The sequence below is a fragment of the Streptomyces sp. H27-H5 genome (assembly GCF_026627505.1).
Lineage (GTDB): Bacteria > Actinomycetota > Actinomycetes > Streptomycetales > Streptomycetaceae > Streptomyces.
The window spans coordinates 1-22,963 of sequence record NZ_JAPNLK010000050.1 but is presented as its reverse complement, the minus strand read 5'-3'; the positions used below and the strand labels follow the sequence as shown (position 1 = coordinate 22,963).

The following is a 22,963-nucleotide window of genomic DNA, read 5'->3' as shown; positions in this document are numbered from 1 at the left end:
GGGCCTAGCGGAAGATCCCGGTGTGGCCGAGCGAGTAGCGGCCGGGCTGGGGGTAGACGGCGAGGCCGTGCGGGCCGCCGCCGACCGGGATCCGGGCCAGTTCCTTGCCGCTGGTGGTGTCGATCGCGTAGACCACGGAGTTGTAGCGGCCCGACAGCCACAGCACCTTGCCGTCGGCGGAGACCCCGCCCATGTCGGGGCTGCCTCCGTCGGGCAGTTCCCACTTCTTCGTCAGCTTGTTCTTGGGGAAGTCGAAGACGGAGATGGTGCCCTCGCCGCGGTTGGAGACGTACATTTCCTTGGAGTCGCGGCTGACGTACAGGCCGTGGCATCCCTTTCCGGTGGGCAGCAGTTTGGGGACGTCGAACTTGTCCCCGCTGAGCACCCACATGCCGTGCGCCATCATGTCCGCGACGTAGAAGGTCTTCCCGTCCGGGGAGATCTTCACGTCCTGCGGCATCGCGCCCTCGAACGGCAGCTTCTGCCGGCCGACGACCTCCATCTTCTCGGTGTCCACCTTGAGCAGTTCGCCGGAGAACTCGCAGCTCACGATGAAGTACCGGCCATCGGCCGAGAAGTCCGCGTGGTTGACGCCGAAGCAGGTCACGGGGACGGTCTTCACCCGGTTCATGGTGTGCGGATCGCGGAAGACCAGTTCACGGTCCATCGACGCCATCACGATCGCGTACTTCCCGTTGGGCGTGAAATAGAGGTTGTACGGGTCGTGCACCTCGACGGGTTCACCGGCCTCGCCGGTGGCCGGGTTGATGGGGGTGAGCGTGTGGCCCCGGTTGTTGTTGACCCACAGGGTCTTCATGTCCCAGGAGGGCACCACGTGTTGGGGCTGGGCGCCGACCGGGATGGTGTCGATGACCTTGTACGTCGCCGGGTCGATGACGGACACCGTGTTGGAGTTGGTGTTCGGTACGTAGACCCGGGACGGGAAGTCCTTGACCACCGGGGAGAGCCGGTTCGGGCGGTCCGCCGCGTACACGTCCTTGGGGTCGAGCACCGGCGGCATGCCCGGCAGTCCGGGCGGCACCGCCGGCACGGCCTTGACCGGCCGGGCGGGTCCTTTGGAGCCGAGCGCCTCGGTCGCGCTCCCTCCACCGGAACCGCAGCCGGCCAGGGCAGCGAGAACCAGTCCGGCGAGCAGCGCGGTGGCCTTCCGGGGAAGGCGGTTCGTGGTCATGGGGTCAGCAGCTCCGTGGTGGTCACCGCGCGCAGCTTGCGGCGCGCGAGTTCTTCGAGGAGGGGCGGCATCGCGTCGACCGTGTCCGCGTAGCCGAAGTGCAGGCTCACCACCGATCCGCCGTGGATCGTCCCGGTGACGTTGCGGATGACGGCCGCGGCGCCGGGCGAGGTGAAGTCGAGGGAGTCCACGTCGTAGGACAGGACGTGCGGATAGCCCGCCCGTTGGGCGAGGGTCCGGACGAGCGGGCTCGCGTACTGGGTCTGCGAGGGGCGGAACCAGGTGCCGATCGAGCCGGTGAGGCGTTTGAGGCGCTGCGCACAGCCGGTGATCTCGGCGAGGGCGTCGGTTTCGGACATGTCGTTGATCGCGAGGTGGCGTTGGGTGTGGTTGCCGAGTTCGTGGCCGCCGTCGAGGATCCGGCGGGCCATGTCCGGGTGGTCGTCGAGCCAGGTGCCGATCGCCAGTACGGTGACGCGCGCCCCGCCCTTCTCGGCCTCGGCGAGCACGGCGCGGGCGACGGCGGGGTCCCCGTTGCCGTGGAAGGTGAGGGCGACCCGGGGGCGGTCGCGGGGGCCGTGGGCGATCTCGACGGGCATGCCGGCGAACCGGCGGGGTGCCGGTGCGGCCGCGGCGGCGGGGGCCTTGGCGGGCACGGTGGCGGAGGGGGCGGTGGCCTTGTCGGGGGCGGTCGCCCGGGGCGGGGACGCGGTCCCGCAGGCGGTGGCGAGGGCGCCGACGGCGCCCGCCACACCGGCGCGAAGGGCGGATCGGCGGTCCGGGTAGCAGAGCACTTGCCCATTTAAGGGGTGGATGACCGAGATGGTAATGATTGACCCAATTCGGGACGTCGGCCATCGGGACGCCATCCAGGGTTCCGTCCGCTATGTGATCAACGATTCACTCAGAGCAGTCGATACTTATTCATTGATTACGAGGTGAGTGGCCCACCTCACCTAAGATTTAGGTGGAAACTCTTAGGATATGCACACTTATGTCCATGTTGGGACTTTTGGCATTCGGCCGCTCGTCTGCCATAGTCGGAACCACGGCTTCCCTTTGACCCGAGCGAAGTCCCGCCGAGGATCACACCCCCTTTGATCCTCGGCACACCCATGAAACCCCCGCAGCGCCACATCACGGCGACAGGGGGTTTCTGGCGTTCCGGGCCAAGTGCGGAGAGGGCTGCCCCTAGCGGTCGGCCACCCGCATCTCGAACCAGGTGATCTTGCCGCGCGGCAGCAGATCGGCCCCCCAGCGGTCGGACAGTTTGTCGACGAGGAAGAGCCCGCGCCCCGTGGTGTCCATCTCGTGGACCGGCATCAGACAGGGCAGCCCGCGCGAGGGGTCACGCACCTCGATCCGGATCCACCCGCGGCGACGCAACATCCGTAAGCCGAAGGAGCGGGCCCCGGTGTGACGCACGGCGTTGCCGACAAGTTCGGAGACGAGCAGGACCGCGTGTTCGGCGATCTGCGGCGAGAGGCCCCAGTAGCGGATCACCACCGACTGGGTGAGCCGGCGAGCGGTTCTCGCGGATTCGGGCATGGACGGCAACGTCACCTCCGCCTCCGCCGGATTCTCGAACAACTCCGGCACCTTGAGGCCCTGTTCGTCCTCAAGAGCAGCCGTGAGCCGTACGGCGGAAGCGCTGCTGCGCTGCCGCGGCTGTTCCACACCCTCCAGGCCCGCCATGAACCCATCATGGACGGCGCGAGCGCCGCTCCGGGCCGTTCCTCGGGAAAACACCCCCCGGAATGGTTGATTCCGAAGGGGTGTCCCGGCATATGCAACAGGCAAAAGAGGAGCCTCGACGCCGAAGTGACCTGCGATGACGCAGCGCCCGGAGTCGATCACCCTCGGTGGCCCATGAGGTCACCTTAAGCCTGTCTTAAGGCCTGGCTAATCCACCCACAGGGAGGACTGCCCGAGGGCTCCCGTGTGGACTTCCCTTGTGGCTAGAGGAACTTGGCCTTGCCCGGGCCCTCCTCCACGAAGCTGCGCATGCCCCGCTCGCGGTCCTCGGTGGCGAACAGGCCCGCGAACCAGTTCCGTTCGATGGTCAGTCCGGTGTCGATGTCCGCCTCCAGGCCGGCGTCGACACACTCCTTGGCGGCCCGCAGGGCGAGCGAGGGGCCCTGCGCCAGCTTCGCGGCCCAGGCGTGCGCCTGCTCGTACACCTCGGCGGCCGGCACGATCCGGTCGACCAGACCGAGGGCGAGCGCCTCCTCGGCCTTGACCATCCGGCCGGTGAAGATGAGGTCCTTGGCCTTGGACGGGCCGATCAGGCGGGACAGCCGCTGGGTGCCGCCCGCGCCCGGGATCAGGCCCAGCAGGATCTCGGGCTGCCCGAGCTTCGCGTTGTCGGCGGCGATCCGGTAGTCGGCGCAGAGCGCGAGTTCGCAACCGCCGCCCAGGGCGTAGCCGGTGACGGCCGCCACAACGGGCTTGGGGATCCGGGCCACGGCCGTGAACGCGTCCTGCAGACCGCGGGACCGGGCGACCATCGCCGCGTGGTCCATGGTCTGCATCTCCTTGATGTCCGCGCCGGCGGCGAACACCTTCTCGCCGCCGTAGATGACGACCGTGCGGACGTCGGCCCGGTCGCCGGCTTCCACCGCGAGCTCGCGCAGCCGGTCCTGGGTGGCGATGTCCAGGGCGTTCATGGGCGGCCGGTCCAGGCGGATGGTGCCGACGCCTTCGGAGACTTCGAGAGAGAGGGTCATACGGGGAAGGTTAGTACCGGTTAACAGCGAGTGGCCCGGTGCCGTGGGTCACAGCGCCGGGCCACTCGATCACGTACGGGGTGGGGCTACTTGACCCACTCCGCCCAGTCCATGTTCCAGCCGTTGAGGCCGTTCTCCGGCGCGATCTCCTTGTCCTTGGAGTTCTTCACGACGACCACGTCACCGATCAGCGACTGGTCGAAGAACCAGGCGGCGGGCTGGTCGGGGTCGCCGGCGCCGCGGGCGTCGCGCAGACCGACACAACCGTGGCTGACGTTCTCCGAACCGAAGGTCGAGGAGGAGGCCCAGTAGTTGCCGTGCACGAAGGTGCCGGAGTTCGACAGGCGCATCGCGTGCGGCACGTCGGAGATGTCGTACTCGCCGCCGAAGCCGACGGTGGCGCCGTTCATCCGGGTCACCTTGTACTTCTCGCTGATGACCATCTGTCCGTTGTAAGTGGTCGTCGACGGGGCGCCGGCGGTGATCGGGAGGTTCTTCAGGACCTGGCCGTCACGGACGACCTCCATGGTGTGCGCGCTCGCGTCGACCGTGGAGACCTGGGAGCGACCGATGGTGAAGGAGAACGTGCGGGTCTGCTTGCCGTAGACGTTCTCCCGGCCCTCGACCCCGTCGAGGGCGAGCTTCACGGTGACCTTGGTGCCCGCGGCCCAGTACTTCTCCGGGCGGAAGTCGAGGCGGTCGTTGCCGAACCAGTGGCCCTCGATCGGGACGGAGGGCTCGGCGGTGACCGTGATCGCCTTCTCGACGGCCTCCGGGTTGGTGATGCCGCGGGTGAAGTTGATGGAGACGGGCATGCCCACGCCGACCGTGGAACCGTCCTCGGGGGTGTAGTGGCCGACGAAGGTGTTCTCCGGGGTCAGGGTGGTGAAGGTGGTGTCCTTGACCGACTCCCGGCCGGCCGTGTCCTTGGCCACCGCGTGCACCTTGTACTCGGTGGCGGAGGCCAGGTGGCGCTCGGGCTCCCAGTTCGCGCCGTCCGCGGTGAGCTTGCCCGCCACCGCGTTGCCCTTGGTGTCGGCGACCGTCACCGTCGTGAGCTTGCCACCGGTGCTGGATATCTTCAGGACGCCGCTGGTGGCGACTTCCTTGGCCCCGTCGTCCGGCTTGACGTTGACGACCGCCTTCGACGCCTCGGTGCCGGTCTTGCCGGCACCGCCCCCGCCGTTGTCGTCTCCGCCGCTGCCCCCGCCGTTGCCGCCACCGCTGCACGCGGTGGTGAGCAGCAGGGCCGCTCCCAGCAGTAGGGCCGGCAGGCCGGTGCGGACTCGACCGCGAATCGGCTGCAGGTTCACTCGTGTTCTCCCCATGTCCCCCGCGCACGGACAGTCGCGCGCATGTCGACAGGAAATCACACGGGAAGAACACGAAAAGATACGGTCTTGTCACCGTTCGGTCCCAAGCACGGGGACGGTCCCGGAGTCAGTCGTCCGTACCGGGTTTGGTCCCCCAGACGTAGACGGCGTCGCCCTCCGCCAACAGGTTCCACAGGCGTTCGGCGTCGGGCACCGAGAGGTTGACGCAGCCCGCCGAACCGCCGTGCGCGTAGAGGTCGCCTGGGCGGCCGTGCAGGGCCTGGCCCCCGTCGAAGAACTGGGCGTACGGCATGGGCGCGTTGTCGTAGATCGTGGACTCGTGGTCCTTGCTGCGCCAGTACACCTCGTGCCAACCGGGCCGGGTCTCCTGGTCGTCGCGGCCGGTGCGGATGGGCACGGGTGCGAAGACGACGCGCTCCCCGCGCTGTACCCACAGGAGTTGGCGTTCCAGGTCCACACAGGTCACCCGATGCGTGCGGACCGGGCAGGAGCCGTCGGCATTGGCGTTCTCGCGGGCGTTCACGGCGACCATCGTGCGGTGCGTGACGAGGCCGGCGTAGCCGTCGGCGGGGGTGACGCGGTGGGTCCGCTGGAAGGAGCGGACGGCGACGCAGTCGGCGGTGGACTGCACCCCGTCGACCGGGCGGCCCAGTCCGGCCTCCAACTCGCGCTGGTAGGGGCCGGTACCGGCGGTGCAGGCGGGTTCGGGCTCCGGGACGCGCCCGGCCGGGGCCGCGGCGGCGGTCGGGGCGAGGGCGCCCAGGGTCAGGGCCGCGGCCAGGGCGAGCGCCCCGCGTATCGCGGCTGTCCCGCGGGCCGGGCGGCCCGTCGCGGCGGTGGTGTCCCCTGGGGGCATGTGGACCTCCTCGCGCCCGCCGGTCGGGCACTCGCCGCCCAGCCAACCCGCTCCCGCCCGGTACGGCCGCCCGGGTGCGCCGGCGGGGTGAGGAGGTCACTCCGCCGGCGTACCCGGGCCGGGGTCGCGCGGGGTTCAGGCGCGCGGGCCCTTCGGGTCCTTGCCGTGGTCGTCCCGCTTGTTGTGCAGGGTGACCACGAGGCGGTGGTTCGGGGTCGTCCCGTCGAGGCGCAGCGGCCCGGTGACCCGGTTCCTCGGCAGGACGTAGCCCTCGGGGACGTCCGTCTCGACCAGGTAGTACGAGCCTTCGGAGAGCCGGTCGAAGTCGCAGATCCCCTCGCGGTCGGTGGCGCAGCCCGGCTTGACCCTGCGGTCGGCGTTGATGCCGCGGGTCTGGAGGCCCTCGGTGTTGTTGGTCTCCTTCCAGACCTCGAACACGGCGCCGCGCAGCGGTCGCCCGGTCTTGGCGTCCTTCTTCACGACGCGCAGGGTGCCGGGGTCCTCCTCGGGCTCCCTGGTGTTGGGGACGTTGACGACGATCCCTTCCGTCACGTCGTCCCCGTCCGGGGTGAAGGCCACCACCGGGTCCTCCGGCGGGTTGTAGCCGTCGGGGGCCGCCGTCTCGCGCCAGTAGTACGTCGGGCCGACGGGCAGGTACACCGTGCAGCTGCCGTCGGTGTCGGTCACGCACTCGCCGGGGAGCCTGGTGTCCGGGTCGGTTCCGCCGGTCTGCAGGCCCGTGCGGCCGTTGCTCTCGCGCCACAGGTCGAAGCGGCCGCCGGGCAGCGCGGCTCCGGTGGCGAGGTCGGACTTCCAGAGCACGACCTTGACGGTGGGCGCCGGCAGCCGCTCGTTGTCGACGGTGACCCGGACGCCGGCGTTCGCGTTGTCCGCGGTCAGCTCCAGCGGGAAGACCGGGTTCGGGGCGGGGCGGTAGCCGTCGGGGGCGACGCTCTCGCGCCAGTAGTAGCGGCCGAGGTCCGTGGTGCGGGAGCAGATCCCGTTCTCGGGGGTGGTGCACTCGGTGACCCTGGTGTCGGCCTCCGCCCCGGTGGTCTGGAGGCCGGGCGTGTCGTTGGTCTCGCGCCACAGCTCGAACCGGGCGCCGGCGAGCGGGCGGCCCGTCTCGTCCCGCTTGAGCACGGACACCGCGCCGGTCGCCGGCGGCGGGGCGCAGTCGGGGAGGTCGCCGTCGAAGGGGTAGGCGTGGAACTCCTGGCCGCCGCCACCGCCCTGGATGCCGGTGTGGGTGAGGTTGCCGGTGGTGAAGAAGCGGCCGTTCATGCCGGGCAGCGTGACGGTGGCCCGGGAGCCCTGCTCGCCGATCAACACGCTGCCCTGGAACTGGCCGCTGCCGTTCAGGTTGACCGTCGTGGCGTCCGGGAAGTTCCACAGCAGTCGGGTGCGCAGGGCGTTGAAGGTGTCGGCGCCGTCGACGATGGTGCCGCTGTAGGTGTTGATCGTCCGGGTCGTGCCGAGGATGTTGACCAGGACGGTGGCCGTCGCCGGGATCCGGGCGAAGCGGATGCCGACGGCCCCGCCGTTGCGGCCGACCAGGTCGGCGTCGAGGTTGAAGACCTGGAGCGCGGAGCTGTCGTCGCCGGTGAAGACGAAGGTGCCGTCCCGGTTGACCACCGTGCCGGTCGCCGGGCGGGGGGTCGCGCCGACCCGGGCGTAGCACTTGCCGGCGGCGGTGAGGTCGTCCCGCAGGCCGGCGTAGGGGGCGACGGCGTTCGGGTCGGCGCGCAGGGTGCCGGTGACCGTGCCGGCGCCGGGGGCGGTGCCCGCGTGACGGACCACGCCGCCGTCGGAGATCAGTCGTTCGCCGGCGGCGATGTTCACGTTCCGGCCGGTGGTGAGGAAGTCCGAGCCGAGCGGCGGCTGGACCAGGGAGCCCGCGCCGACGATCCCGATGTTGTAGGCGGAGCTCGCCCCGGCCACCTTGTCCTGGTCGAAGCTGCCGAGGACCACCACCCGGCCCTCGGCCTCCGCAGCGCGCTCGCGCACGAGGAAGTCGCCGCCGACGAAGATGTTCACGGCGTTGTCGGTGCCGACGGGCCTGGTTCCGGTGCCGATCGGGGGGAACGGGTTCGGGCAGGTGCCCGGAACGCAGGGACCGAGCCCGCCCGGCAGGGGGGCCCGCAGGGCCCGTACCGGCTGCTCGCCGCCGGATCCCGCGGCGACGGCCGCGGGGGCGCCGGCGGTGAGCACGGCCCCGATCGCGAGGCCGAGGGTCCAGTTCCTTGCTGACATGACGCTCCGTCCGTTGCCTGCGCTGTTGGCTGACAGGCTGACGGCAGGCTGCGGCGAGCCGGATCGACGACACGATCCCGCTGCGGCCATCCGGTCCGACAATCACTCGATTGGTGCGACCGGGGCGGGTCGCTCAACGGGCGGCCGAGCCGGCGACCCAATCGGCCCAGGTCATGTTCCAGCCGCCCAGTCCGTTGCTGGGGGCGACCGTTTTGTCCTGCGAGTTCTCGACGACCACCACGTCCCCGACCAGGGTCCGGTCGAAGAACCAGCCCGCCGGAGTGTCCGAACCGCCGCCCTTGTCGTCGCGCAGACCCACGCAGCCGTGACTGACGTTGGTGCTGCCGAAGGTGTCGGGGCTGGCCCAGTAGTTGCCGTGCAGGAAGGTGCCGGAGTTGGTGAGCCGCATGGCGTGGGGCACGTCGGGGATGTCGTACTCGCCGCCGAAGCCGACGGTCTGACCGTTCATCCGGGTCACGTCGAACATCTCCATCACCACCATCTTGCCGTTGTAGGTGGTGTTCTTCGGAGCGCCCGCGGTGATCGGGACGGTGGACACCAGCTCCCCGCCCCGGCGGACCTCCATGGTGTGCGCGGCCGCGTCCACGGTGGAGATCTGCGAGCGACCGACGGTGAAGGTGACGGTCTTGTCCTGGATCCCGTACGAACCGGGCGCGCCCTCGACGTCGCGGAGGTTCATCTTCACGGTGACCTCGGTACCCGGCTTCCAGTACTCCTTGGGCCGGAAGTCCAGGCGGCCGTCCCCGAACCAGTGGCCGACGACCTCCACGGCGGGCCTGGAGGTGACGGTGATGGCCCGCTCCACCGCGGCGCGCTGCTTGATGGCGCGGTTGAAGTTGAAGGAGACGATCATGCCGGTGCCCACGGTGGAGCGGTTCTCGGGCTTGAAGTAGCCGATGAACCGTTCCTCGGGAACGTAGGTGGTGAAGGTGGTGTGCCGGGCCTGGCGGCGGTTGTGCCCGTCGAGGGCGACCGCGTCCACGGTGTACTTGGCGGCCAGCGAGAGCCGTCCGGCCGCCGGGTCCGGGCTCCAGCTGAGCCCGTCGGCGGCGATGGAGCCGGGGACCTGTTCCTGTTGGGCGTCCTCCACCTTGGTGACGACGACCCGTTCCAGCCGTCCTTCGGGAACGTTCACGACCAGCGGTCCGTCGGCCGGGACCCCCTTGGCGTTGTCCCCGGGGGTGATCCGGATGGCCTCGTCCGGCGACCGGGGTTTGCCGGGTAGCTGGATCTCGACCGGGGATCCGCCGTCCTTGGTGCAGCCGGTGAGCCCGCCCAGCAGGCCCGCCCATGCCGCCATGGCGGCCAAGCCCGCCCCTGCCCGCCTCGTCAGATGAGTCACGGACTGTCCAACGACCGGCCCCCTCCGGGGGAAACGTGGGCGCGGCCCACGTTCCGGGCGGGGCAGTACGGGCAGAACAGTGGGAAGGACCAGACGGGGGCGGACCCGGCCGGGACGCCGGGACCGCGCACTCCCCACCCCCGCAGGTACCGAGAGCCGTGGAGGCGGGCAGTGTCGAGCGCAGCCGAGCAAGAGGCGGTGGAAGCCGTCGAGGGTGACGTACGGCGCGGCGTGACCGCGCCCGTACCGCACCGCGACGGGCAGTCGAACGGTCAGGCGAACGGCAGGACGAACGGCCAGGTCACAGCGCGGCCCGGCCACGCGTCACGGGTGTCCGCGCGCCCGGGACCGGCGGTGTGGCCCGGGTCCTCGCACCCCTTGGGGGCGCGGTTCCGGACCGGGCCGGACGGGGTCGCGGGCACCAACTTCGCGCTGTGGGCGCAGGGCGCGGAGGCGGTGGAACTGTGCCTGTTCGACGAGTCCGGCACCGAGACCCGGTGCGCCCTGACGGAGCTCACGCACGAGATCTGGCACGGCTTCGTGCCGGGCGTGCGCCCCGGACAGCGGTACGGATTCCGGGTGCACGGGCGCTGGGACCCCTGGACGGGCGCCCGGTACAACCCGGCGAAGCTGCTCCTGGACCCGTACGCGCGGGCCGTGGACGGCGACTTCGGGCTGCCGCCCGAGGTGTACGGCCACGTCCGGGACTGGCCGCAGCAGTACATCGCGGACACCGTGCGCGACGACCGGGACTCGGCGCCGTCCGTGCCGAAGGGGGTCGTCGTCCACGACGACGACGACTGGGCGGACGACGTCCGGCCCAAGACGCCCTGGGCCGATTCGGTGATCTACGAGTTGCACGTGCGCGGCTTCACGATGCGCCATCCGGGCATTCCCGAGGAACTGCGCGGCACCTACGCCGGTCTGGCCCATCCGGCCGCGATCGAGCACCTGACCCGGCTCGGCGTGACGGCGGTGGAGCTGCTGCCGGTGCACCAGTTCGCGCACGAGGACCATCTGCTGCGCCGAAACCTGCGCAACTACTGGGGCTACAACTCGATCGGCTACTTCGCCCCGCACGCGGGCTACTCGTCGAGCGGGACGACCGGGCAGCAGGTCGGCGAGTTCAAGCGGATGGTGAAGGCGCTGCACGTGGCCGGCATCGAGGTCATCCTCGACGTGGTCTACAACCACACGGCGGAGGCGGGCGAGCTCGGCCCGACGCTGTCCCTGCGCGGGATCGACAACCGGGGGTACTACCGGCTCCAGTCCGACCAGCGCCGGTACGCCGACTACACGGGCTGCGGGAACACCCTGCACGCCGGGCGGCCGCACGTGCTGCGGCTGATCACCGACTCGCTGCGGTACTGGGTGACGGAGATGGGCGTGGACGGCTTCCGCTTCGACCTGGCCGCGGCGCTGGCCCGCTCGATGCACGACGTGGACATGCTCTCGCCGTTCCTCGCGGTGATCGCCCAGGATCCGGTGCTGCGGCGGGTCAAGCTGATCGCGGAACCGTGGGACGTGGGGTCCGGCGGCTACCAGGTGGGCGCGTTCCCGCCGCTGTGGACGGAGTGGAACGACCGCTACCGGGACGCCGTCCGGGACTTCTGGCGGGGCGCGCTGCCCGACGTACGGGACCTCGGGTACCGGCTGTCGGGGTCCAGCGACCTGTACGCGTGGGGCGGGCGGCGGCCGTACGCCTCGGTGAACTTCGTGACCGCGCACGACGGGTTCACCCTGCGCGACCTGGTGAGTCACGAACGCAAGCACAACGAGGCCAACGGCGAGGACGGGCGGGACGGGACCAACGACAACCGGTCGTGGAACTGCGGGGCGGAGGGCGAGAGCGACGACGCCCGGATCGGCGCGCTGCGGCGCCGGCAGCTGCGGAACCTGCTGACCACGCTGCTGCTGTCCACGGGCGTGCCGATGCTGGTGGCCGGTGACGAGTTCGGCCGCACGCAGGGCGGCAACAACAACGCGTACTGCCAGGACAACGAGACGAGCTGGGTGGACTGGTCGCTGCTGGAGGACCCGGTGTGGCGGGAGCTGTTCGCCCTGGCCACGCGGGTGCTGGCGCTGCGCCGCGAGCATCCCGTGCTGCGCCGGCGGGCGTTCTTCTCGGGGCGGGCGCAGGGCGCGGACGGGCTGCGGGACCTGGCCTGGTTCACCCCCGGCGGCAAGGAGATGACGGAGCGGGACTGGTACGCGCCGGCCGCCGCGCTGGGCCTGTACCTGTCGGGGCGCGACATCCCGGGGCGCGACGAGCGGGGTCGGCAGGTGACGGACGAAAGTTTCCTGGCGCTGCTGCACGCCGGGGACCGGCCGGTGGAGTGGATGCTGCCGGGCGCGCCGTGGGCGACGACGTACGAACTGGTGCTGGACACCTCGCGGGAGGAGCAGGGCGCGGCGCCCGCGACCCGACACCGGGGCGGGGAGGCGCTGTCGGTTCCGGCCAGGTCGGTCCTGCTGTTGAGGGTGGTGGGCTGAGGGGCCGGGGGGGGGGGGGCCGAGGGGGGTGGCGCCGCATGCGGGTGACGGCCTCCTCCCCGGCGAAATAGTGTCCGGTGTCATGACCCCGACGATCTGGCGACTGCTCATCGGGCGCTCCTTCGCCGCCTTCGCCACGGCCCTGATCCCCACCACCCTCACCCTCGCGGTGGTGCGCACCGGTTCGGCCGGCGATCTGGGCCTGGTGCTCGCCGCCGAGTTGCTCCCGATGCTGCTCCTGCTGCCCCTCGCGGGCGTGGTGGCCGACCGCCACCCCGCCCGGCGGGTGGTGCTCGTGTCCGACCTCGCGCGCGCCGCCGCGCAACTGGGCACCGGCGCGCTGCTGCTGTCCGGCCCCGTACGGATCCCCGAGCTGGCGGCGCTGGCCGCCGTGACCGGGGTCGCCGTGGCCTTCGGCAACCCCTCCGCCCGGACGCTGGTGGCGGGCGTCGTCCCCGAGGAGGGCCGACTGCGGGTCAACGCCCGGCTGGGGGTGGCCAACGCCCTCGCCCTGATGGCCGGACCCGCCGCCGCCGGCGCGATGGTGCTGCTCATCGGCGCGGGCTGGTCCTCCCTGCTCACCAGCGCCCTGTTCGTCTGCTCCGCGCTCACCCTGGGCGGGCTGCGCACCCCGGCGCCCGCCCGGAGCGAGGCACGCGCCCGCTTCCTCACGGAACTGCGGGCCGGCTGGGCGGAGACCCGGCGGCACCCGTGGTTTCTGGCCAATGTCGTGGCCCACGGCGTCTGGCACCTCGCGGCCGGTCTGCTGCTCACCCTGGGACCGCTGATCGCCGTGCGGAGCCTGGGGGGCGAGGGCGCCTGGGTGGTCATCGCGCAACTGGGCACGGCCGGGATGCTCGTCGGGGTCTGGGTCGCCGGTCGACTGCGCGTGGGCCGGCCGCTGGTCTGGGTGGCGGTCGCGTCCTCGCTCCAGGCCCTGCCGCTGACGGCCTTCGCCCTGCGGTCGCCGCTCGCGGTCACGGCCGCGGCCCTCTTCGTCGCCATGTTCGGCGTGGGGCTGCTGAGTCCCCTGTGGGAGACGGAGATCCAGCGCCGCGTCCCGCCGAAGACCCTGGGGCGGGTCGGTTCCTTCGACACCCTGATCTCGTTCGCCGCCCGACCGTTGGGCCTCGCGACGGCGGCGCCGCTCGCGGCGGTCGCGGGGACGACGGTCCCGCTGCTGGTGGCGGCCGTGCTCACCGCCGCCGCGAACCTGTCCGTACTGCTGCTTCAGGACGTCCGGGCACATCCCGGGCGGACGGCCGCACCCGCCCTGCGATGATGTGCCCTTCATACGTACACACGTTCAAAGGGGCTTGGCCGGATGGCGAGATTCGGGACCGCGTTGCGGGAGCTGCGCGGGGCGCAGAAGTCGGCGAAGGGCGTGTCGCTCTACTCCCGGTACGTCAACCGTCCCGCCGGGCGGTACCTGGCCGCCGGGTCGTACGTCCTCGGGCTCACCCCGAACCAGGTCACGCTGATCAGCGCCGCCTTTAGCTTCGCCGCGGTCACGGCCGTCGCGCTGGCCGCGCCCTCGTGGGGGCTCGGGATCGTCGTGTGGGCGGCGCTCGCGGTCGGCTTCGCCTTCGACTCCGCCGACGGCCAGCTCGCCCGGCTGCGCGGGGGCGGCAGCGCCTCGGGCGAATGGCTGGACCACGTCGTGGACTGCGCCAAGCTGACGGCTCTGCACACCTGCGTACTGATCGCGTTCTACCGCTTCCCCGACGCGTACGGGACGGGCGCGGACGGCTGGCTCCTGGTGCCGCTCGGCTTCCAGTTCGCCGCGATCGTCACCTTCTTCGGCGGGCTGCTGACGGAGAAGCTCAAGCCCAGGCCGGCGCCGGGGAGCGCCGCCGCCGCGCCGTCGACCGTGCGCGCGGTGGCGTTGCTGCCCGTGGACTACGGGGTGTTCTGTCTGGTGTTCCTGCTGCTCGGCGGCGGGGAGCTGTTCCGCTGGGCGTACGCGGGACTGGGCGCGGTCGCCGTGCTGTTCCTGGTGGCGTTCCTGGCCAAGTGGTACCGGGAGCTCAGCGCCGTTCCGCGGTGAGGCCCTCGCCGGCGAGGTGGGCGACCTGGGGCGGGCCGGCCGGCTGCGAGAGGGCGTCGAGGGCCCGGCGGAGCTGGGTGCTGGAGGTGTGGACGGTGTAGGGGAAGTAGACGACGTCGACGCCGTGCTCGGCGAAGTCCTTCTCCAGCCGGTCGCCCTTGGGGGTGCCGCGCCAGTCGTCGCCCTTGAAGATGACGTCGAAGCGGACCTGCTTCCAGGTCTCCACCTTGTCCGGGACCGTCTCGACGAAGGCGGCGTCGACGTACTTGACGCTGCGGACGATCTCCAGGCGCTCCACCAGCGGGATCATCGGGCGGCGGCCCTTGGCGAGTTCGGCCATCTCGTCCGACACCACGCCGGCCACCAGGTAGTCGCACTGACTCCGGGCGTGGCGAAGGATATTGAGATGTCCGATATGGAACAGATCGTACGCACCCGGCGCATAGCCCACTCGATACGGCCTGCGCGCGGGCGCACCAAGGTCTGACATGTCCTGCTCCGTCATTGGTTACCCCCCAAGAGCCACACCCCCGGTGTGGCGGATTAGCAGACAATAGCGTGCACGTACCGCATCACGTCGGTGAACGAATAGGGTGACGTGCGCATCATCCAGGGGAGAAGGGGACCTTCAGTGTCCAGATCCGGTCACCGGCGCCTGCTGCTGGTTTCCACCAATTACGCTCCTGAGCACGCGGGGATCGGGCCGTACGCCACGCAGATCGCCGAGCACTGGGCGGATCTCGGCCACGAGACCCATGTACTGGCGGGCATGCCGCACTATCCGGCCTGGTCTCTCGAGCCGGAGTACAAGGGGGCGCTACGGCGCACGGAGCAGCGCGCGGGAGTCACCGTGCACCGGCGCGCACACACGGTTCCTCAGCAGCAGACCGCCGTCAAGCGGGCCCTTTTCGAAGGATCGATTCTGCTGCACGGGGCCGCGGCCCCGCCGCGGATGCCGAAGCCGGACGCGGTCATGGCCCAGATGCCCAGCCTGGCCGGCGGGGTGCTCGCGGCGCGACTCGCGGCCAAGTGGAAGGTCCCCTACGTCCCGGTGGTCCAGGACCTGATGGGCGCCGCGGCCGAGCAGAGCGGGATCAGCGGCGGGGACAAGGCGGCCGCGATCGCCGGGCGCGCCGAGGCGTACGCCCTCAAGCGCGCCACCCTGGTCGGTGTGATCCACGAGACGTTCGTGGACCGGGTCGTCGGCATGGGCGTGGATCCGAAGAGGATCCGCCTGGTGCCCAACTGGTCCCACGTGGCGGTCCCCACGAAGCCGCGCGGCGAGACCCGCCGGCACCTCGGCTGGGCCCCTGGTCAGACGGTGGTCCTGCACTCCGGGAACATGGGCCTCAAGCAGGGTCTGGAGGTACTCGTCGGTGCCGCGCGACTGGATCCGAACGTCCGCTTTGTCCTCATGGGTGACGGAAGCCAGCGCTCCACTCTCGCCGACCTCGCCGCCGATGTGCCGAATCTGGACATCATCCCCCCTGCCGCTGACGGCGAGTTCCCGGATATCCTCGCGGCGGCGGACGTGCTCGCGGTCACGCAGCACGCGGCCGTGATGGACATGAGCGTGCCGTCCAAGCTCACCTCGTACTTCCAGGCGGGGCGCCCCGTCCTCGCGTCCGTCGCGGCGCGGGGCGGAACGGCCCAGGAAGTGGAACGTTCGGGCGCAGGGGTACTCGTACCGCCGGAGGACCCCGACGCCCTGTTGAAGGCCGTACGGGCCCTGGCCGAGGATCCCGAAGGCGCGAACGCGCTGGGGGCCGCCGGGCCCGCCCACGTGGCGGCCCACCTGAGCAGGGAAGCGGGCCTCGCCCGCATCGACGCACTGATAGACGAAGCACTTGGGGGTCCCCGGCCGTGATCGAGACGAACCGCCCGGCAGCGGCCCCGGCAGAGGACGAACCCGACCTCCTCCGGGACCAGTTCAAGCAGCTCCTGCGCTACCGCCGACTCCTCCTGGCGGGCGTCGGCGTCGGCCTGCTGGGTGGCGTCTACCTCGGCATATCCACGGCTGACACGTACGTCGCCACCGCCGACGTCGTGCTGCGCGCGCCCACCGACGACCCGTTCAACCCGAGCCTCGCGCCCGACAAGGCGATCAACATCGGCTCCGAGCGTCAGGTCGCGCTCTCCAGTTCCATCGCCAACGAGGCGGCGAAGAAGCTCGGCGTCTCCGCGTCCGGCCTCGCCGGTCTGCGCTCGGGCCTCCAGGTCACCAACCCGCCCCAGACGATGGTCCTGCGCTTCACCTACACCTCGTCCTCCCCCGCCGAGGCCGCCAAGCGCGCCAACGCGATGACCGGCGCCTACCTGCTCAAGCGGCAGGAGGCCCTCGACGTCACCCGCGACAAGATGGTCAAGGGCTACCAGGACCAGCGCGACCCGGTGGCCAAGCAACTGGACGAGCTGGCCAAGGACATCTCCCGGATGCCTTCGGGCGCCACCCGGGACGCCGCCACCTCCAGCAAGACCGACCTCCAGAGCGAGGTCGGCCGCTACAACAACAGCATCACCAAGCTCGAAGCCCTCGACATGACCCCGGGGCGCGTCACCAGCCCCGCGACCCCGCCGTCCGAGCCCGACGGCCCCGGCATCCCGATGTCGCTGGCGCTCGGCGCGGCCGTGGGCCTCGCGCTCGGCCTGCTCGCCGCCTGGGTCCGGCTGGTCTTCGACCCGGCGCCGCGCTCCGAGGGCGACGTCGCCCGGGCCCTGCGCGCCCCCGTACTGGGTTCCCTGCCGCGGGACAAGACCGGCGGCGGGCCGCTGCTCGCGGCCGGCGAGGAGGATCCGCGGCTCGCCGAGGAGTTCCGCTCGGTGGCGTTCCGGCTCGCGTACGACGCCCGGTTCGCCGACCGGCGCCGCCTGCTGGTCGTCGCCCCGCGCGGCTCCAGCGAGACCGCCGCGGCGGTGGCCGTGAACCTGGCCGCCTCCTTCGCCGAGACCGGCAAGGACGTCCTGCTCATCGAGGCGGACCTGCGCACCCCGGTGCTGGCGAGCCAGCTGCCGACCGACGCGGGCGGCCGGCCGCGCTGGAGCCAGATGTCGGGCGGTCCCGCCGCCGGGCAGAGCGGCGACTCCGACTGGCCGGACGGACGTCAGCTCGTCGTGGACGCCGGCGAGTCCGGTGCCTTCGACCTGATCCCGGGCGAGCGGGTCCGCAACGTCGCCCGCGCCCTGACGTCCCCGCGCTCGACCCGGTTGATCTCCGAGGCCGACTCCCCCAACTCCACGGTCGTGGTGCTCGCGCCGCCCGTGCTCTCGTACGCCGACGCCCTCGCGCTCGTCGACCGCGTCGACGGGGTGCTGGTCGTCTGTGACCCGCGCGCCGTGCGGCGCACCGACCTCTCCCGCATCCGCGAACTGATCAGCGGCGCGGGCGGCACGGTGCTCGGCGCCGTGCTGCACACCCCGCTGCCCACCGAGAAGCGCGGACGTGGCAAGGGCAAGGGGGAGGGCGCCCCGCCGGACGGGCCGGCCCGTCCGGCCGGCCCGTCCGCGCCGCAGCCGATCCCCTACGAGGTGGCCGAGCCGGAGCAGCACATCCCCGGTGACGGCACCGACACCGTGGCGCTGCGCACGGTCCGCATGGGCCGGCGGTGAGTCGGCGGGGACTCGCAGCGGTCGCCTCGGTCCTGGACCAGGCGGCCTCCAGCGCCACCAACATCCTGGTGCTGGTCTTGGCCGCCCGGCTGTCCTCGGCAGCCGGGTTCGCCGACTTCTCGATGGTGTACGTGACGTTCACCGTGCTCCTCGGGCTGAACATGGCCTACGTCGGACAGACCGTGGTGTTGGAGAAGGGTGAGCGGCTCGCCGGCGTGTGCCGCTCGGCCGTCGCCTTCACTGCGGCGGCCGCGGGCGTCGTCGGCGTCGTGCTCGTCCTCGTGGGCCTGCTGCTGCCCGGGGCCACCGGGTGGGCGGTCCTCGCGCTGGGTCTGGTCCTGCCGCCGGTGCTCGTCCAGGACGGACTGCGGTACTGCTTCTCCGCGCTGCGCGCGCCCGAGCGGGCCCTGGCCGCCGACGCGTTGCGTCTGGTGTGCGTGGTGCCCGCCCTGCTGCTCCAGCCCGAAGGGGCGTCGGCGGGACGGCTCGTGCTGGTGTGGGGGCTCTCCGCGCTGCCCGCCCTGGCCCTGGGGCTGCTCCTGCTGAGGCCGGCCGTGCGGGGCGCCGCGACGGAGCTGCGTCCGTACCTGCGCCGCGGGCACCTGGGGCAGCGGTTCGTCGTCGAGTTCGCGGTGGGCAACGGGTCCAGTCAGCTCGCCGTCCTGGGCCTCGGCGTCTTCGCGACGCCCCTGGCCGTGGGGGCGCTGCGCGGCGCGACGACCCTGTTCGGGCCGCTCAACGTGCTGTTCAACTCCGCGAACGCCTTCGGGCCGCCCGTGGTGGGCCGGGCCTGCGGCAAGCGGGGCGTGGTCCGGCTGACGCTGCTGATGGGCGGCGCGCTGGCCGTCCTCGGCGCCGGTTGGGGTGCGGTGCTGTACGCGCTGCCCGATTCCGCGGGCCGCCAACTGCTGGGCGACACCTGGACGGCGGCCGCCGCGCTGCTGCCGGCGACGGGCGCCCAGTACGCGGTGATGGGGCTGGGCACCTGCGCCCTGCTGACCCTTCGGGTGCTGAACCCGAAGGCGACGCTCTCGCTCCAGGTGGTGTTCTCGCTGCTGTCGGTGGGGCTGCTGCTGGGCGGGTACGCGGCGTGGGGCGTCGCCGGCGCCGCGTGGGGGCTGGCCGTCGGCTCGGCCGCCAAGGCCGCCGCCGGCTGGGTGCGCGTCGTACGGCTGCCCGTGCCGCCGGTGACCGCGGGTCCGATGCCCGACCCGGTGACCGAGAGCCGCGGCGCCGCCTGACCCCGGACGGGGCGCGTGGGACGCCCCGGCGGCGGATCAGCGCAGGGTGCTGTCCTTGTCCGTGCGGTACGTCGCCACGAGGGCCAGGCACAGGGCCGCGATCGCGACGCGGCCCGAGGCCTGGAGCAGCGGTCCGCGCAGCAGGATGAAGGAGTAGCCCGCGACCAGCGGGACGACCACCGAGATCAGGCTGCCGGGTGGGGACCGGCGGGTGGCGCGCTTCGCGTACCGCCGGTCGACGCGGGCGGCCGCGTAGCCCATCACCAACAGGCCCGCGCCCATGCCCAGCGTGCCGAAGTCCAGCCACAGCTCCGCCCAGATCGGGGAGGAGAGGTTGGTGTTGATCGTGCCCATCCACTGGCCGACCATCACGCCGGTGTCGCGTGCCTTGCTCGGCCAGACCGAGCGGGGCACGGCGAAGAAGACGGAACCGGCGAGCTGGCGCCCGTAGGAGTGGCCCGGGCCGGAGTCCGCGTAGGTGATGGTGTTGGCGAACATGCCGATCTGGTCGTAGTCCTTGAGCGCCATCGGCTCCAGGAACGAGGTCGTCTCGACCGGCTTGTAGTTCTTCTCGTCGTACCGGAAGCGGTCCGCGAACGGAAAGACGAGCAGGGCGATCACCACGGCCATCGACAGCGCCACCCGGTACATCGCGGCGCTCACCGGGAAGACGGTGAACAGCAGCGCGAACATGACGGTGAGGAACCAGTAGCGCGGGTTCGAGATCGGGTTGTTGACCACGAGGTTCAGCGCGGCCAGCCCCGCCCAGGTGACGATGATCGACACCTTGCGGCGGGCGAACTTCGAGGTGATCAGCCAGCGCGTGTACAGCAGCAGGGCGAGGAGAGCCGGGACGGTGCCGAAGCCGCGCAGCAGGGCCTGGCCGGCCTGCCCGTCGCCGTTGGAGACGCCCGCCTCCTCGATGCCGGCGATGATCTCCTGGCGGCTGGAGAAGAAGACGCTGGGGCCGCCCAGCTTCATGATGAAGGCCGCGCTGCCCAGGAAGGCGAGGACGGTCAGCAGTTGCAGGCGCCGCCTGTGCGCCATGACCGGCTTCTCCTCCTTGCGGGAACCCCCGGCGAGGCCCGTCGGCCGGTGTCGGGCGAGGAGGACGCCGACGTCGAACGCGAGGCAGCCCAGCAGGACGAGGCCGATGGCGATCGTCAGGTCGGAGCGTGGCCCGACCACGGGCGTGGGTACCCGGCCGAGGACGGCCTGGGCGAGCGGGGCCACCCCCATCGCCATGTAGACGAACAGCCAGAACGAGCCCTGGAGGAGCTTGCGGCGGCCGGTCAGCACCATCGCGGACAGCCGGGCGCCCGCGTACATGGTGAGCAGGAGTTGGAGCCAGAAGGCGGCGTCGTGCTGGCCGTCGCCGGACTGGACGGCGACCACGAGCGGCAGGAAGACGCTGAAGCCGAGGATGAGCGGGATGGACAACGCGCGCGAGAGCAGGGTGCGCGGGGTGGTGACCCGACCCCACTTCTTCTCGTCGTCCGGGTCGGGCACGCCGGGTAGCGGGCGCGTGGCGGCGGGCTTGTGTACGTCTGTTGCCACTGCTGCCCCCACCCGGTGTACCTGGTCCGCGCGCAGTCTAGTCTGAGCGGGCGGCGCCCGGGGAGGCGCGGCCGGGGAGGCGCCCGCCGACGGTGCTCGGGGGGCGGACGACGAGGGGCGACAGTTGCGGGATCTTCCTGCGTTCACGCTGGCCGGATACGAGAAGGGGCGCGGACTGCTGACGCAGGCGCTCTGGTTCGCCGTGATGAACACGGTGTTCATGGCCTGGTTCTGCCCGGCCCGGCTGCGCGTCGCGCTGCTGCGGGCCTTCGGGGCGAAGATCGGCGAGGGCGTGCTGATCCGCCACCGGGTGCGGGTGCTGTGGCCGTGGAAACTGACCGTCGGGGACCACACCTGGATCGGTGAGGGCGCCTGGCTGCTGAACCTGGAACCGGTGACCATCGGGGCGAACGTGTGCGTCTCGCAGGAGGCCCTGCTCTGCACCGGCTCGCACGACCACCGGGCCGCGGACTTCCGCTACCGCAACGCCCCGATCGCCGTGGAGGACGGTGCCTGGGTGGCCGTGCGCGCGACGGTGCTGGCCGGCGTGACGATCGGCCGGTGCGCGGTCGCGGGCGCGGGCGCCGTGGTCCACAAGGACCTGCCGCCGTTGACCCTGCAGACCCAGGACGGGCGTCGCCGCCCGGTGGAGGAGCCCAAGTGAGAGTCCTGCACGCCGTTACGCTGCACTCCCCCTCGCACGCCTTCGGCGGCCCGGTGCGGGTCGCGCTGAACCTCGCCAAGGGACTGCGGGCACGCGGTCACGAGGCCCGACTGCTGGCCCTGGGCGAGGGATTCCCCGACCCGTGGCCGACCTCGGTGGAGGGCGTCCCGGCGAAGCTGTTCCCGGCCCGGCGACTGCTCCCCCTCGGCTTCAGCGGGATGACCTCGCCGGCCCTGCTGGCCTCGGCGGGCCGGCTGGTCCGCGACGCCGACGTCGTCCACGTCCACCTGGCCCGGGACCTGGTCACGCTGCCGGTGGCGCTGGCGGCGCTGCGGGCCCGCAAGCCGCTGGTGCTCCAGACCCACGGCATGGTGGACCCGAGCGGGAAGCTGCTGGCGAAGCTGCTGGACGCGGTGGCGGTGCGCCGAGTGCTGCGCGGCGCGGACGCGGTGCTGTACCTGACCCCGCACGAACGGGAGGGCCTGGACGCGGTGGTGGGGGCTCCCGCGCTCGCCTCGGCCGTCCGTCTCGTCAACGGCACCCCGGCGCAGGAGGAGCGGCCCGCGCCGAGCGGGGCGCCGCGCGTGCTGTACTCGGCGCGCCTGCAGGCCCGCAAGCGTCCGGTGGACTTCGTGGACGCGGCCCCGGCGGTACTGGCCGTCCACCCGGACGCGGAGTTCGTGGTGGCGGGGCCGGACGAGGGCGAACGGGACGCCGTCCGCGCGCGGATCTCGGCCCTGGGGCTCGGCGACCGGTTCACCTTGCCCGGGGCGCTGTCCAGCGCCGAGGTGCTGACGGAACTGCGCCGGGCGCACGTGTACGTGCTGCCGTCGGTGGAGGAGCCGTTCCCGATGTCGGTCCTGGAGGCCCTGTCGGTCGGTGTCCCCCCGGTGGTGACCCACTCCAACGGGCTGGCCCGCGACATCGCCGCGGCGGGGGCCGGCCGGGCGGTGGACCCGGGTCCGGCGGGGGTGGCCGAGGCGATCCTCGCGCTGCTGGACCCGGCCGCCAACGCGGCCGCCTCGGTCGCCGCCCGCAAGCTGGCGACGGAGTCCTTCTCGATGGACGCGGTCCTGGACACCCTCCTGCCGGTCTATGAGGCCGCCGCGGGACGCACCCGCTAGCGGACCGGAGTCTTCCCCGGGGTCGCCCGGCCGCGCGGCCGGGTCCCGGGGTGGTCAGATGCCGTCGCGACGGCCCTCGACCACCGGGAGGACCCCGGCCGCGCGCCGGCGCTTGAGGACGCTGGCGTAGACGGCGAGGCCGATGCCTCCGGCCGCCATCATGATGAGGCCGACCAGATCGAGGTTGACGCTCTCCATCTTCCAGTCGCTCGCGAAGGTGAGGATGGCTCCCACCACGATCAGGGCGATGCAACCGCCGATGCCGCGCATACCTACCGCCTCCACAGTCATGGTCGTGTCACACGCGGGTACCCGGCAACGGGCAGCGAAAACGCCGCCGCCGCCCGGCAGTTCGGGCGGCGGCGGCGTTCCGGCACGGGGCCTAGTGCTGCACCGCGAAAGTTCGTGGAGGGGGGTTGGGCCGGTCAGGCCGGGCTGCCGAGGTAGAGGGTGCCGGCGCAGGTAAGGCAGTCCTCGGGACTGCCGATGGGGAGGCCGGTGGGGAGG

Annotated in this window: 19 protein-coding genes; 8 read left to right on the top strand and 11 right to left on the bottom strand. The window is 71.9% G+C overall.

From position 1 onward, the window contains the following. Positions 1-4 precede the first annotated feature (4 nt). From OTB19_RS24215 to OTB19_RS24180, 8 genes are all read right to left on the bottom strand, one after another. Positions 5-1,192: a YncE family protein gene (locus tag OTB19_RS24215; RefSeq protein WP_267800471.1), complete on the bottom strand. Its 1,188-nt coding sequence runs from the start codon at positions 1,190-1,192 to the stop codon at positions 5-7. After that, the gene (locus OTB19_RS24210; RefSeq protein WP_267800470.1) at positions 1,189-1,986 is read right to left on the bottom strand and encodes a polysaccharide deacetylase family protein; all 798 of its coding nucleotides are present in this window, start codon (positions 1,984-1,986) and stop codon (positions 1,189-1,191) included. Before OTB19_RS24210 ends, OTB19_RS24215 begins: the two co-directional genes overlap by 4 nt. A gap of 397 nt (positions 1,987-2,383) precedes the next feature. After that, entirely contained in the window at positions 2,384-2,992 is a 609-nt protein-coding gene (locus OTB19_RS24205) for an ATP-binding protein (RefSeq protein ID WP_267800521.1), read from the bottom strand. 158 nt (positions 2,993-3,150) lie between these two features. Further along, complete coding sequence (locus tag OTB19_RS24200) at positions 3,151-3,918, bottom strand: enoyl-CoA hydratase/isomerase family protein (protein ID WP_267800469.1); 768 nt, start codon at positions 3,916-3,918, stop codon at positions 3,151-3,153. A gap of 86 nt (positions 3,919-4,004) precedes the next feature. Then, positions 4,005-5,246: a L,D-transpeptidase gene (locus tag OTB19_RS24195; protein ID WP_420716898.1), complete on the bottom strand. Its 1,242-nt coding sequence runs from the start codon at positions 5,244-5,246 to the stop codon at positions 4,005-4,007. Positions 5,247-5,358: 112 nt separating this feature from the next. After that, a complete protein-coding gene (locus OTB19_RS24190; protein ID WP_267800468.1) occupies positions 5,359-6,108 on the bottom strand; it encodes a L,D-transpeptidase in 750 nt (249 codons plus the stop codon). 135 nt (positions 6,109-6,243) lie between these two features. Beyond that, on the bottom strand, positions 6,244-8,361 hold the full coding sequence (locus tag OTB19_RS24185; protein WP_267800467.1) for a choice-of-anchor A family protein: 2,118 nt from the start codon (positions 8,359-8,361) through the stop codon (positions 6,244-6,246). 133 nt (positions 8,362-8,494) lie between these two features. Beyond that, entirely contained in the window at positions 8,495-9,682 is a 1,188-nt protein-coding gene (locus OTB19_RS24180; RefSeq protein WP_267800518.1) for a L,D-transpeptidase, read from the bottom strand. Between the two features lie 372 nt (positions 9,683-10,054). Here OTB19_RS24180 and glgX point away from each other — a divergent pair, with 372 nt between their 5' ends. The 3 genes from glgX (at position 10,055) to OTB19_RS24165 (ending at position 14,264) form a co-directional block, all read left to right on the top strand. Beyond that, complete coding sequence (glgX, locus tag OTB19_RS24175) at positions 10,055-12,217, top strand: glycogen debranching protein GlgX (protein WP_267800517.1); 2,163 nt, start codon at positions 10,055-10,057, stop codon at positions 12,215-12,217. Between the two features lie 82 nt (positions 12,218-12,299). Then, positions 12,300-13,499 (top strand): MFS transporter, encoded by a 1,200-nt coding sequence (locus OTB19_RS24170; protein ID WP_267800466.1) that lies wholly within the window; start codon positions 12,300-12,302, stop codon positions 13,497-13,499. A 42-nt stretch (positions 13,500-13,541) separates the two neighbouring features. Continuing rightward, entirely contained in the window at positions 13,542-14,264 is a 723-nt protein-coding gene (locus OTB19_RS24165; RefSeq protein WP_267800465.1) for a CDP-alcohol phosphatidyltransferase family protein, read from the top strand. On the opposite strand, the gene OTB19_RS24160 is transcribed toward OTB19_RS24165, so the two are convergent. Further along, complete coding sequence (locus tag OTB19_RS24160; protein ID WP_267800464.1) at positions 14,245-14,754, bottom strand: adenylyltransferase/cytidyltransferase family protein; 510 nt, start codon at positions 14,752-14,754, stop codon at positions 14,245-14,247. The genes OTB19_RS24165 and OTB19_RS24160 overlap by 20 nt on opposite strands. A 171-nt stretch (positions 14,755-14,925) precedes the next feature. Between OTB19_RS24160 and OTB19_RS24155 the strand changes: the two genes are divergently transcribed. The 3 genes from OTB19_RS24155 to OTB19_RS24145 are packed head-to-tail and all read left to right on the top strand — an operon-like array spanning position 14,926 to position 19,111. Then, the gene (locus OTB19_RS24155) at positions 14,926-16,131 is read left to right on the top strand and encodes a glycosyltransferase family 4 protein (protein ID WP_267800516.1); all 1,206 of its coding nucleotides are present in this window, start codon (positions 14,926-14,928) and stop codon (positions 16,129-16,131) included. Next, complete coding sequence (locus tag OTB19_RS24150; protein ID WP_267800463.1) at positions 16,128-17,870, top strand: lipopolysaccharide biosynthesis protein; 1,743 nt, start codon at positions 16,128-16,130, stop codon at positions 17,868-17,870. The genes OTB19_RS24155 and OTB19_RS24150 overlap by 4 nt, the downstream gene beginning before the upstream one ends. Further along, positions 17,867-19,111 (top strand): hypothetical protein, encoded by a 1,245-nt coding sequence (locus OTB19_RS24145; RefSeq protein ID WP_267800462.1) that lies wholly within the window; start codon positions 17,867-17,869, stop codon positions 19,109-19,111. The genes OTB19_RS24150 and OTB19_RS24145 overlap by 4 nt, the downstream gene beginning before the upstream one ends. A 36-nt stretch (positions 19,112-19,147) precedes the next feature. Here OTB19_RS24145 and OTB19_RS24140 read toward each other — a convergent pair whose 3' ends face one another. Continuing rightward, positions 19,148-20,668 carry a hypothetical protein gene (locus OTB19_RS24140; RefSeq protein WP_420716897.1) on the bottom strand — a complete coding sequence of 507 codons (1,521 nt, stop codon included), beginning with the start codon at positions 20,666-20,668 and terminating at the stop codon, positions 19,148-19,150. Between the two features lie 124 nt (positions 20,669-20,792). Here OTB19_RS24140 and OTB19_RS24135 point away from each other — a divergent pair, with 124 nt between their 5' ends. Together OTB19_RS24135 and OTB19_RS24130 are read left to right on the top strand one after the other, a co-directional pair. After that, complete coding sequence (locus tag OTB19_RS24135) at positions 20,793-21,332, top strand: WcaF family extracellular polysaccharide biosynthesis acetyltransferase (protein WP_267800461.1); 540 nt, start codon at positions 20,793-20,795, stop codon at positions 21,330-21,332. Continuing rightward, the gene (locus tag OTB19_RS24130) at positions 21,329-22,456 is read left to right on the top strand and encodes a glycosyltransferase (protein ID WP_267800460.1); all 1,128 of its coding nucleotides are present in this window, start codon (positions 21,329-21,331) and stop codon (positions 22,454-22,456) included. Before OTB19_RS24135 ends, OTB19_RS24130 begins: the two co-directional genes overlap by 4 nt. 54 nt (positions 22,457-22,510) lie before the next feature. Here the strand turns inward: OTB19_RS24130 and OTB19_RS24125 are convergent, their stop codons facing one another. Next, on the bottom strand, positions 22,511-22,747 hold the full coding sequence (locus OTB19_RS24125) for a hypothetical protein (protein ID WP_267800459.1): 237 nt from the start codon (positions 22,745-22,747) through the stop codon (positions 22,511-22,513). Positions 22,748-22,963: the final 216 nt, after the last annotated feature.

What these genes read in the sequence shown, in the direction of transcription:
- OTB19_RS24190 (WP_267800468.1), bottom strand. Translation starts at nt 6,108, where the DNA reads ATGCCCCCAGGGGACACCACCGCCGCGACGGGCCGCCCGGCCCGCGGG.
- OTB19_RS24195 (WP_420716898.1), bottom strand. Translation starts at nt 5,246, where the DNA reads ATGGGGAGAACACGAGTGAACCTGCAGCCGATTCGCGGTCGAGTCCGC.
- OTB19_RS24215 (WP_267800471.1), bottom strand. Translation starts at nt 1,192, where the DNA reads ATGACCACGAACCGCCTTCCCCGGAAGGCCACCGCGCTGCTCGCCGGA.
- OTB19_RS24125 (WP_267800459.1), bottom strand. Translation starts at nt 22,747, where the DNA reads ATGACTGTGGAGGCGGTAGGTATGCGCGGCATCGGCGGTTGCATCGCC.
- OTB19_RS24170 (WP_267800466.1), top strand. Translation starts at nt 12,300, where the DNA reads ATGACCCCGACGATCTGGCGACTGCTCATCGGGCGCTCCTTCGCCGCC.
- OTB19_RS24180 (WP_267800518.1), bottom strand. Translation starts at nt 9,682, where the DNA reads ATGGCGGCATGGGCGGGCCTGCTGGGCGGGCTCACCGGCTGCACCAAG.
- OTB19_RS24160 (WP_267800464.1), bottom strand. Translation starts at nt 14,754, where the DNA reads ATGTCAGACCTTGGTGCGCCCGCGCGCAGGCCGTATCGAGTGGGCTAT.
- OTB19_RS24200 (WP_267800469.1), bottom strand. Translation starts at nt 3,918, where the DNA reads ATGACCCTCTCTCTCGAAGTCTCCGAAGGCGTCGGCACCATCCGCCTG.
- OTB19_RS24185 (WP_267800467.1), bottom strand. Translation starts at nt 8,361, where the DNA reads ATGTCAGCAAGGAACTGGACCCTCGGCCTCGCGATCGGGGCCGTGCTC.
- OTB19_RS24165 (WP_267800465.1), top strand. Translation starts at nt 13,542, where the DNA reads ATGGCGAGATTCGGGACCGCGTTGCGGGAGCTGCGCGGGGCGCAGAAG.